The 9,881-nt window shown below is 68.1% G+C and carries 9 protein-coding genes, 1 pseudogene and 2 riboswitches; of the genes and pseudogenes, 2 read left to right on the top strand and 8 right to left on the bottom strand.

The window, feature by feature from the left end; translation table 11 throughout:
• The 4 genes from Y705_RS19960 to Y705_RS0113240 form a co-directional block, all read right to left on the bottom strand.
• Window positions 1–812 (bottom strand): ABC transporter ATP-binding protein (locus Y705_RS19960; protein ID WP_155850079.1); only part of this gene is annotated, 812 nt, incomplete at its 3' end.
• Window positions 809–1,717, bottom strand: coding sequence for an ABC transporter permease (locus Y705_RS0113250; protein WP_026533202.1), 909 nt, complete (start codon window positions 1,715–1,717; stop codon window positions 809–811). The genes Y705_RS19960 and Y705_RS0113250, both read right to left, overlap by 4 nt.
• On the bottom strand, window positions 1,714–2,694 hold the full coding sequence (locus Y705_RS0113245) for an ABC transporter permease (protein WP_216698800.1): 981 nt from the start codon (window positions 2,692–2,694) through the stop codon (window positions 1,714–1,716). The genes Y705_RS0113250 and Y705_RS0113245 overlap by 4 nt, the downstream gene beginning before the upstream one ends.
• The gene (locus Y705_RS0113240; protein WP_162149084.1) at window positions 2,691–4,349 is read right to left on the bottom strand and encodes an ABC transporter substrate-binding protein; all 1,659 of its coding nucleotides are present in this window, start codon (window positions 4,347–4,349) and stop codon (window positions 2,691–2,693) included. The genes Y705_RS0113245 and Y705_RS0113240 overlap by 4 nt, the downstream gene beginning before the upstream one ends.
• Window positions 4,350–4,527: 178 nt before the next feature.
• A riboswitch (SAM riboswitch) is annotated at window positions 4,528–4,658 on the bottom strand.
• 145 nt (window positions 4,659–4,803) lie between these two features.
• Window positions 4,804–4,923, top strand: a riboswitch (SAM riboswitch).
• A 60-nt stretch (window positions 4,924–4,983) separates the two neighbouring features.
• Between Y705_RS0113240 and Y705_RS0113235 the strand changes: the two genes are divergently transcribed.
• Window positions 4,984–5,490, top strand: coding sequence for a flavin reductase family protein (locus Y705_RS0113235; RefSeq protein ID WP_026533199.1), 507 nt, complete (start codon window positions 4,984–4,986; stop codon window positions 5,488–5,490).
• A gap of 47 nt (window positions 5,491–5,537) precedes the next feature.
• Here Y705_RS0113235 and Y705_RS22760 read toward each other — a convergent pair whose 3' ends face one another.
• Window positions 5,538–5,885, bottom strand: coding sequence for a DUF6098 family protein (locus Y705_RS22760; protein WP_253908627.1), 348 nt, complete (start codon window positions 5,883–5,885; stop codon window positions 5,538–5,540).
• A 619-nt stretch (window positions 5,886–6,504) separates the two neighbouring features.
• On the opposite strand from Y705_RS22760, the gene Y705_RS22755 reads away from it, so the two are divergent.
• Window positions 6,505–6,804, top strand: coding sequence for a hypothetical protein (locus Y705_RS22755; RefSeq protein ID WP_026533198.1), 300 nt, complete (start codon window positions 6,505–6,507; stop codon window positions 6,802–6,804).
• Between the two features lie 37 nt (window positions 6,805–6,841).
• On the opposite strand, the gene Y705_RS0113210 is transcribed toward Y705_RS22755, so the two are convergent.
• The 3 genes and pseudogenes from Y705_RS0113210 to Y705_RS22415 form a co-directional block, all read right to left on the bottom strand.
• A complete protein-coding gene (locus tag Y705_RS0113210) occupies window positions 6,842–8,605 on the bottom strand; it encodes an amidohydrolase (protein ID WP_026533197.1) in 1,764 nt (587 codons plus the stop codon).
• 10 nt (window positions 8,606–8,615) lie between these two features.
• Entirely contained in the window at window positions 8,616–9,590 is a 975-nt protein-coding gene (locus tag Y705_RS0113205) for an aldo/keto reductase (RefSeq protein ID WP_026533196.1), read from the bottom strand.
• Between the two features lie 87 nt (window positions 9,591–9,677).
• Window positions 9,678–9,881: pseudogene (locus tag Y705_RS22415) on the bottom strand (aspartate aminotransferase family protein); the annotation flags it as partial.

Here is a 9,881-nt window from a genome sequence, read left to right as displayed (position 1 = left end):
CCGCCGAGCCGCGAGCCGCGTGACGCGGCTGAGGGGATCGACGCCAGGAGTTCGAGGGTGTAGGGGTGCTGCGGATCCTGCAGCACCTGCTGGGTGGACCCCTGTTCAACGATCTCGCCGTTGCGCATCACGGCGATCCGGTCCGCGAGGCCGGCCACCACCGACAGGTCGTGGCTGACCACGAGCATGCCCATGGAACCGGTCTTCAGCCGATTCAGCAGGCGCATCACCTGCGCAGCCACCGTGGCGTCGAGTGCCGTCGTCGGTTCGTCCGCGATGAGGAATCCCGGGCCCGCGGCGATCGCCGAGGCGATCAGCGCCCGCTGCCGGAGGCCGCCGGACAACTGATGCGAATACTGCAGGGCCCTCAGCCCGGGCTCGGGCACACCCACTTCTGCGAGCAGCTCGAGGACGCGTGCCTGCCGGGCAGCCTTTCCGAGGTCGGTGTGGAGTTTCAGCGCTTCGCCCACTTCGTCACCGATGCGTCGCAGTGAGTCGAGTGAGGAGAGGGCGTCCTGGAGGACGAAGCCGATGTGCCTGCCGCGCACCGACTTCCACTCGCGTTCGCCCCAGCCGCGGTTGTCCTCACCCCGGAAGGAGACGGCGTCGGCCCGGAGGCGCGCCTGCGGCCCGGTCAACCCCACCAGTGTGCGTGCCGTCACTGATTTCCCTGAGCCCGACTCGCCGACCAGGGCGAGGCATTCGCCGGCATGGACGGCGAGGGATACGTCCCGGAGCACGGTGCGCGGGGCGCGTCGCGGACCGAAGGAAACGCTGAGGTTCCTCACTTCGACGATGGGAGTTCCAGTCATGAGCTTGTCCTTCCTTCGGAACGGCGGCGCAGCTCACGGCCGACGACGGTGATCGCGAGGACGGTTCCCACGAGGAACGCGGCCGGCAGCGTGATGAGCCAGGGTGCGTTGGAGATGAAGTTCCGCCCCACGGAGAGCATGGCTCCCCATTCGGGTGCGGGTGGGGGAGTGCCGAGGCCCAGGAAACTGAGCGAGGCACCCGCGCCGATGGCGGACCCCACCCCGATCGTGGCCAGGACGAGCACCGGTTTCACGACATTGGGCAGCACGTGGTGCAGCAGGACATTCCAGCGAGGGAAACCCAGCACGCCCGCCGCCTCCACGTATGCCGCCCGCCGCACCAGGTGGGCCTGGGTTCGGGTGATGCGGGCGTAATAGGCGATGCTGCCCGCGCCGATCGCCAGGATGGCGTTCTCGGTACCCCCGCCGATGATGCCGATGACCACCAGCGCCAGGATGATCTCCGGTACGGCGAGGGTGACGTCGAGGAAGCGCATCACCGAAGCCTCGACGAAGCGTTTGCTCAGGCCCGCGAAGAGGCCGAGGAGCGTCCCGCCGACGAGCCCGATCGCCGTGGCGCCGACTCCGATGTACAGGGAGGTCCGGGCTCCGTGCACGATCCTCGAATAGACGTCCGCCCCGGACTCGTCGGTGCCGAACCAGTGCGCGGCGCTCGGCGGGCGGAAGCTCTCGGCAGGGTTCACGGAATAGGGGTCGGTGGACGCCAGGACGTTCGGGGCCGCGACGGCGAGGGCGAGCCAGGCGAGGAATCCGACGGCGAGGATGAGGCCGGGCCGGAAGCGCCGCCGTCGGCCGGGCCGTGCGCGGCCCCGCGGTACCGCGGCCGGGACCTCCTGCGCGGCCTGGACTGCCGGTGCCGTACCCGGTCGGAGGTCGATACTCATGCGGTTACCACCCTTGGATCGATGAGCGTGTACAGGAGGTCGACTGCGAGGTTGACCACCACGTACACGGCTGCGGAGAGCAGAACGACGCCGATGATCACGGGCAGGTCCTTCTCGTACACGGAGGCGAGCGCAAGACTTCCGACGCCCTGCCTGCTGAAGAGGGTCTCCACGATCACCGAACCGCCGAGGAGGGCGGCGATGAGGAACCCGGACATAGTCAGGACGGGGATGACGGCGTGCCGGAGCGCGTGGCGCACGCGGACCTGGGCGTCACGCATTCCCCGCGCCCTGGCGGTGAGGACGAAGGCCTGCTCCAGCACGTCGTCGAGCTCGTTGCGGAGCACCTGCGAGAGCGGACCGAACACTGCGAGTGCGAGCGTCAGCGCAGGCAGCACCAACGACGCCGGTCCCTGGTTGCCGCCGATCGGGAACCAGTGCAGGCTGAACGAGAACACCATGAGCAGGACGAAACCGATCACGAACGTGGGGGTCGCGGCGCACACCACCTCCACTCCGGATACCAGCGAGCGGATCCACGGCCGCCGCTGCGCGGAGGCAAGGGCGACGGCGAACGTGAGCGGGAGCGCGAGAAGCGCGGCGGCGCCGGCGAGCTGCGCCGTCGAACCGATCTGCTGGCCGATGGCCTCGGTGACGGGGATGCGCAGCCGGTAGGACTGGCCGAGGTCGCCCTGCAGCAGTCCGCCCAGGTAGTGCAGGTACTGGATGGCCAGGGGCTCGTTCAGCAGATAGTCCTGCCGTACGCGGTCGATGGCCTCCGGGGTGGGGCGGGCATCGGGACCGCCGAGGATCAGGAGCGCCGTGTCTCCCGGGATGAGGTAGACCGCCAGGAAGGTGAGGGTCGCGGCTCCCCACAGCACGCCGACTCCCACGACGAGGCGGAGTGCGATGCGGCGGGCCACCGCATCGGGCCGGACGGCCTTTCCAATGCTTCCCGGGACCGATATCCCTGTCACTGCGCGAGCCACGCGTAGGTGAGGACGGGAACGGGGTGGGACGTGTCTGTTGCGACGCCCTGCACCGAGTTCGAGTAGGCGAACTGGCTCGGGTTCTCGTAGAGGGGCAGCCCCGGCACCAGGTCGGTGAGCCGGTGCTGCGCCTGCGAGTAGGCCTCCGCTGCGTCCGGGCCATCGGCCGCGCCGCGGGCCCGCAGCAGGATCTCATCCAGTTCCGGGTCGTTGACGTAGGAAGAATTCTGGCCGATACGCTCGCCGGTGATCTCGGAGGAGTGGTAACGGATGAACAGGACGTCAGTGGTGTTGGTGTGCCACACGCCGGCCAGGGCGTCGTAATCCCCGGCGTACCTCAGTTCCGTGAGCTGGGCCTGGGGAAGTTGAATGATCTCCAGCTCGATGCCTACCTTCCGGACCTCACCCTGCAGCTGGACGAGGAGGGGACTGGGAGCCGAGGCCTCCACGGTGGGGACCTCGACGGTCAGCCGCTCGCCGTCCCGGGTGCGGAAGCCCTCGGCGTCGCGGGAGTCCCAGCCAGCGTCGTCGAGCAGTTGGTTCGCGCGCTCGGGATCGTGAGCCAGCGTGCCTTCCGCCGAGGGGTCGTAGTACTTGCTCTCCTTCGACAGGTACGAGTCGATGGGGGTGTAGGTGCCGAAGCCAAGGCTTTCCGTGACCGCCTCCGTGTCCACGGCGGCGGCGAAGGCTTCGCGGACGGCCGGGTCGCTGAAGGGCTCCCGGTTCAGGTTGAAACCGAGCACGTAGGGGCTGCCGGTACGCGGCAGGTTCTCGTAAGTGAACGCCGGGTCGGCCTGCACCGCGGCCGCGTTCTGCGGCGCGAGGTTCTCCGTCAGCCCGTACTGCCCGGAGACCAGGGACTGGTAACGGATCACCGGCTCGGCGACCACGGTGACTTCGACGCCGTCGAGGTGGGCTTCGCCGGTTCCGCCCAGCCACTCGGGAGCCCAGGCGTATCCCTCCCGCTTGGCGTAGCTGATGCTCTGTCCCGGCTGGTAGTCCTCGAGGACGTAGGGCCCGGATCCCACCGGGTTCTGGCACAGCGTTTCCGGCGATTCGGTGATGGCCTTGCCCGAGTTCATGCCGAGCCAGGACTGGGCGAGCGTGTAGAGGAAGGGGGTGTAGGCGTACTCGAGGTGCGCTTCGAAGGTGTGGTCGTCGATCACCGTTCCATCGACGTAGGGCGCAATGTAGGCGGCGGCCAGCGGGGACTTCGTGGCCGGATCCCGCATGTGCTCGAGGTTCTGCTGGAACACCGTCGCATTCCACGGCGACCCGTCGCTGAACGTCACGTCCTTTTTGAGGTGGAACGTGTACGTCTTGCCGTCCTCGGAGATGTCCCAGGACTCGGCGAGGTAAGGGGCGATCTCGCCGTCGTCGTCGAGCGTGACCACGTTGTCGTAGATCAGCCGGCCCAGGAACTGCTGCTGCGTGGCCGAGATGCCGTGGCCGTCGAGGCAGCCGGGCTCGGCGGAGATCGAGACATTGAGGACCCCGCCGTCCACGGGCGTGGCGTCAGCGGGAACGGTCCGGGTCCCGGCAGGGGAGGCGCAGGACGTGAGCAGACCGGCGACGACGGCAAGCGTCGCGCCGCGGGTCAGGGTGCGGTGGGTTCGGAAACGGGCAGGGCGAGGCAGGGGCATGGGGTTCCTTCGATGCGAGGAAGCGGGCATGGGTCATCACGGCAGGGACTGCGCCATGGGAGTTGGCGGGAACGGCAGCCGGCAGGGCCGGGCGTTACCTCAGGCGGGTCGCCGTCAGGCAGGTTGCCGTCAGGCGGGGAAAAGGGGACAGCTGCGATGCATTCTGCGGAGTCCTTCCGGATTGCTCTTGACCGCCCCGGGCGCCGCAACAGGTGCGGTGGGTGCAGCCCGCTTCGTCATCCGAACCACCCGGAAAGCATGGGGTTGGTGCGCGGCCCAGTCGGAGCTTGGCGGCCGCATCTCTTGAAGCTGACCCCACTGTATGCCGGATTTTTTCGCTGTCCAGTCAAGTCGGGTCACAGACGGTCATAAACGGCAGGTATCGGTTTTCTTACGTCGTGTGTCGTGGCGGGCGTTGACGGAAGGCGCGGCGGGCCCCTAGCGTGGGAGGCGCAATCAAGAGTTCCAGCCCGAGGCCCTGGCCGGCTGGACAGCAACCCTCTCGTCGTAGCGGGGTGCTCCAGGTGATGATTCGGCCGCTGGGCAGTTTTCGCCCGAGCGGCAAGTACGGCGTTTCCCCGCTGCCTTCTGGTTTCCGGCACGCGGGAAGACGCCCTTTTCGAAGGAAGTGGGCATGGCGTTGGACGTCAATTTGGAACCGGCGGTTCTACGGCAGGCTTTCGGTCGGTTTCCCTCCGGAATCGCAGCGCTGTGTGCCCGGGTGGACGGAGTTCCGGAAGGCATTGTTGCTTCCTCGTTCACCGTCGGGGTGTCCCTCGATCCGCCACTGGTCATGTTCGCAATCCAGAACACCTCGCGTACCTGGCCGGAGTTGCGAAAGCAGCCCCGTATCGGTGTTTCGGTCCTCGCCTCGGGGCAGAAGGATGCCTGCCTGCAGATCGCGTCGAAGTCAGCCGACCGATTCGCAGCACTCGACATCGAATACACTCCCGCCGGCGCCGTCCTGCTCGCCGACGCCGTGCTGTGGCTGGACTGCTCGGTCGAGGCGGAGTACCCCGCCGGAGATCACCAGGTGGTGCTCCTCAGGGTGCACGGCCTGCAGTTCGAGGACAGGGACTCGGCGCCACTCGTGTTCCATGCCTCTGAATTCCACCGGCTTCCGGAGCCGTCGCTGGTGTAGCGGGAAGTGTTTCGACACGGGCGGTTCGGTCCGGGTCCGGTCCTGGTTCAGTCACCCGGCCGTTCGCCGGCATCGAATTGTTCCTCGTAGACCTGCTTGGCTTCCTGCAGCACCTCCGGACCAAGGCGGCCGAGCGGCTGGACGTCCACCAGCAGGGGCTCGCAGTCAGGCCCCCTGCCGACGCAGGCCCCGGTGAGTACCCAGGCGTAACGGTCCTCGTCCTCGGCAAGGTGCTCGTACTGGCAAATCTGCCGCGCAAGCCAGTCCTTGAGCGGCCGGGTCCACCATGACTCCGGTGTGAGGGGATTGACGGACAAGCCCGGCAGCGTCAATCCGCTTTCGCCGTCGAGGCTGGTGGAATCCTGATCGGCGTCGAAGCCCTTCGAGTACCGCAGGTAGAGGTAGAGTCGACCGACGGAACGAGCTCCGCCAGTTCAGTGAGGCTGAAGAGGGTGCGTTCCCCGGATTCTGCTGCGCGCGGTGCGGTGGCGGATTCCATGTGCCTAGCTTAGGAAGACCCGGGCCACGGCTCAACAGTCTGGACAGGGTGAACCGGATCTTTACTGCGGCTGCACGCCGTGAGATATTCCTGTTCCTCGTCCAGCGGGCGGGGTCTAATGGGAAGAACAAGTGAGCTCGATGAGGAGGTAAACCATGGAAGCATCCTGCCCGTCCTGCGGAAAGCCGCTGCAGGAGTTGGATGAAAGCCAGTGGCCTGCTGAGGGGCCTGTCCCCGAAGGAACCCTCGGCGTTTTCCAGTGCGAGGGAAACCATCGCGTGATGGTCGTCGAACCGCAGATCCAGGCCTGACGCCGCTGCCGAACCTTGCGCAGGCGGCGTCAGACTTCGGGCGATTCCCGGATCGCCAGGTTCGGGTGAAGCAGTCGATAGCCCTCGGCGTCGAGGGACTCCCGGTCGTACTCGTCGGGCAGCAGCACCGCTGTCATGCGACTGTCGCGGATGAGAGCCCCGGGTTCGCCGGCAGTTATCGGGCTGCATTGAAGCGCCACCCCGATGCCCTCCTCCAGAAGGAGACATGCGGTCCGCCCGTCGGAAGCGGCCGGTGTCGCGACGAAGTATTCGACGCCGTCGCGTCGCGAGGAACCGGGTGGAGGACAGATCGATCCCCTCCAGATCCCGCTGGATGGTGACGATGTCCCGTTCCGCCTGTTCCTGCTCGAGGATCCCCAGAACCGGGCTGCTCTCGCAGGCGACGAGCAGCGGGGCCAGCAGGAGCGCCAGGGCAACGCCGGAAGGCCGACGGCGTCTCATCGGTCTTCCCGGTCCGACGGGCCGTCCAGTGCGCAGCAATGACCGGTGGCCTTTTTCCCGTTATTGCTGCGCACTCGATTCACGCATCCACCGTTTCGTGCACGATGCCGCCGCCCACCATGGTCAGATCCGCCCGCACCGTGTGCAGGTCCGCCGGATCCAGTCCGAAGGGGTCGGTGCTGAGCACGACGACGTCGGCCAGGGCTCCCGGCGCGATCACGCCGCCGTCGTCGAACCGGTTCACATACGCCGAGCCCGAGGTGTAGGCGCGAAGGGCGGCCTCGAGGGTGAGCGCCTGGTCGGGGACGAGCGGCTCGGCGTCGGGGTGGGCCGGGTGCGACCGGTTGACTGCGACGTGGATGGCCTGCCACGGGTCGGGGGTCGACACCGGCCAGTCCGATCCCATCGCCAGAGGGGCGCCGGCGTGCCCGAATGCAGCGAAGGGATACTGCCACCGGGCCCGCCCGCCGCCGATCAGGGGCAGAGTCAGGCCCAGCATCTGGTCGTCGTTGCACGCCCAGAGTGCCTGCAGGTTCGCCGTCACCTTGAGCGCACCGAAGCGGGCGATATCGTCCGGGTGCACCAACTGAAGGTGAGCCATCTGATGCCGCGGTTCCCAGCCGGCGCGCGCTCCGCCCGAGGGGGTTCGCTGCGCCGCGCTGCGCGACTGCTCGACGGCGTCAAGCGCGGTGCGCACGGCGCGGTCACCGATGACGTGGAGGTGGAGGTCGAATTCAGCCGCAGTGAGTTCTCCCGCGAGCGCTGTGAGGACCTCCGGGGCGAGGTAGAGGAAGCCGCGATCGGAGTTCGGAGGGCCGGCGTTCCGGCTGCACGCGCAGGACGACGGACCGGTCTCCGGATGCGCGGGTGATCGGGGGTCGCAATAGGGATCCAGCAGTGCCGCCGTCCGGTTCTCGGGTACGCCGTCTACCATGATCTTCGCACTGGAGGTTCGGAATCCGGCGTCGGCGTTCACCCGGCGCCGCTCGCGGAACTCCTCGACCAGGGCGCCGGCTCCCGCCGCCGTCGTGGTCCGCGGGACCCACAGCGCGCCCGTCGCCCGGGCAGTGAGCCGGCCGTCGGCGCTGAGCCCGCGATAGGCCGGGCTGGCATCGGGATAGCCGGCATAGTCGCCGAGGATCGCCTCCTGCCACCCCGTCACCCCCATCGAGTGCAGGTAGCGCTGCGCCTCGAGGATCCCGGTCGTCATGGTCGCGGAGGTCACCGGTGGCAGGAACCTCGACACCAGGTCCATGGCACCCTCGTGCAGCACCCCGGTCGGGCTGCCGTCGGCGTGGCGTTCTATCCGTCCGTCCGCGGGGTCCACGGTGCTGGCCCCGATCCCGGCGAACTCCAGCGCGCGGGTGTTCACCCAGGCACTGTGATGGTCGCGGTTGATGAGGTACACCGGGCGGTGCGGCACGACGGCGTCGAGCAGGTCCGCTTCCGGGAAGCCCCCGGGATAGTGGCCCTTGTACCAGCCGCCGCCGGTGACCCAGCCCGGGCCATCGTCCGGGCGTCTGCCGGAGGGGGTGGGAGTGCCGTGGGCATAGGCGGCGATCAGTGCCAGTGTCTCTTCGGCGCTCGCGGCGGCGCTCAGGTCGCACGCCATCCGCTCCACGCCGCCCATGGCCGCGTGGTTATGGGCGTCGGTGAAACCCGGGGTGAGGAGGTGTCCGGCGAGGTCGACGCTGGAAGAGGCAGTGCCGACGGCGGCGCGCACCTCGTCGTCGGTCCCCACCGCGGTGATCCGGCCGGCCGTGATCGCCACCGCCGTCACCCCGGGCCTGACCCGGTGCCCGTCGAAGATCCGGCCCGAGTGGAAGACCCAGTCCGCGCTCACGCGTCCCGCACTAGAAACCGACCAGGGGGTGGGGAACGTAAGGTGCCTCGAGCGCCTCGACCTCATCAGCTGTCAGTTCGATGTCGAGCGACGCGAGCGCATCCTCGAGGTGGCCCGGCTTCCCGACGCCCACGATCGGCGCCGACACCACCGGGTTCCGCGAGACCCAGGCGAGGGCAATCTGTGCGCGGGACACTCCACGGTTGGCTGCCACCTCGCCGACGGCGTCGGATACCCGGCGGTCGGCGTCGTTGGTTCCGTACAGGGTCTTGCCGAAGGCGTCGCTTTCGGAGCGCGACGTCGTCTCGTCCCACGTGCGCGCCAATTTCCCGCGGGCCAGGGGGCTCCAGGGCAGCACCCCGATGCCCTGGTCGGCGCACAGTCCGTACATCTCGCGCTCTTCCTCGCGGTTGATGAGGTTGTAGTGGTCCTGCATGGTGACGAAGCGCGAGAAGCCGTGGAGCTGCTGGAGGTACAGCGCCTTCGAGAACTGCCACGCATACATCGACGACGCCCCGAGGTAGCGCACCTTGCCGGCCTTGACGGCGTCGTGCAGGGCCTCGAGGGTTTCCTCAAGCGGCGTCGCGGGGTCGAAGCGGTGGATCTGGTAGAGGTCCACGTAGTCGGTGCCGAGGCGCCGCAGGCTGTTGTCGAGTTCGGCGAAGATCGCTTTGCGGGACAGCCCGGCGCCGTTGGGGCCGTCGTGCATGCGGCCGTGCACCTTGGTGGCGATCACGACGTCGTCGCGCCGGGTGTAGTCGGCGAGAGCCCGACCGACGATTTCCTCGCTGGTGCCGTCCGAGTACACGTTCGCCGTGTCGAAGAAGTTGATGCCGGCGTCGACGGCGAGCTTGATGAGCGGCCGGCTTTCGGCCTCCGGAAGCGTCCAGGGGTGGGAGCCTCGGTCCGGTTCGCCGTACGTCATGCAGCCGAGGGCCAGGGGCGAGACATCGAGGCCGGTGGAGCCGAGTTTTCCGTAGTTCATGGTTCAACCCTATAACCCCCGCTGATTAAGCACCTAAGGCTGCTTCCGGGCCGGAATAGCAGCCATAGGTGCTTAATCAGCGGGGGGTCAGCCCTCCACGTACTTGTCCGCCACCGTCAGCGCATCGTCGAGGATGGCGAGCCCGGCCCGTGCGTCCTCGAACGAGAGATTCAGCGGCGGTGCGAGGTGGATGCGGTTGAAGTTCGCGAAGGGGAGCAGCCCGCGCGACTTGCAGGCAAGGACGACGTCGTCCATCGCCGGGCTCGAGCCGCCGTAGGCCGCAAGCGGCTC

It is taken from the genome of Arthrobacter sp. H41 (genome assembly GCF_000520535.1).
GTDB lineage: Bacteria > Actinomycetota > Actinomycetes > Actinomycetales > Micrococcaceae > Arthrobacter_D.
Note: the sequence above shows the minus strand (reverse complement) of the source record. Positions and strands in the feature narration are given on the sequence as shown.

Coding starts and splice junctions, on each gene's coding strand:
- Y705_RS0113250 (WP_026533202.1), bottom strand. CDS start 1,717: ATGAGTATCGACCTCCGACCGGGTACGGCACCGGCAGTCCAGGCCGCG.
- Y705_RS0113240 (WP_162149084.1), bottom strand. CDS start 4,349: ATGCCCCTGCCTCGCCCTGCCCGTTTCCGAACCCACCGCACCCTGACC.
- Y705_RS0113235 (WP_026533199.1), top strand. CDS start 4,984: ATGGCGTTGGACGTCAATTTGGAACCGGCGGTTCTACGGCAGGCTTTC.
- Y705_RS22755 (WP_026533198.1), top strand. CDS start 6,505: ATGCCCTCCTCCAGAAGGAGACATGCGGTCCGCCCGTCGGAAGCGGCC.
- Y705_RS0113205 (WP_026533196.1), bottom strand. CDS start 9,590: ATGAACTACGGAAAACTCGGCTCCACCGGCCTCGATGTCTCGCCCCTG.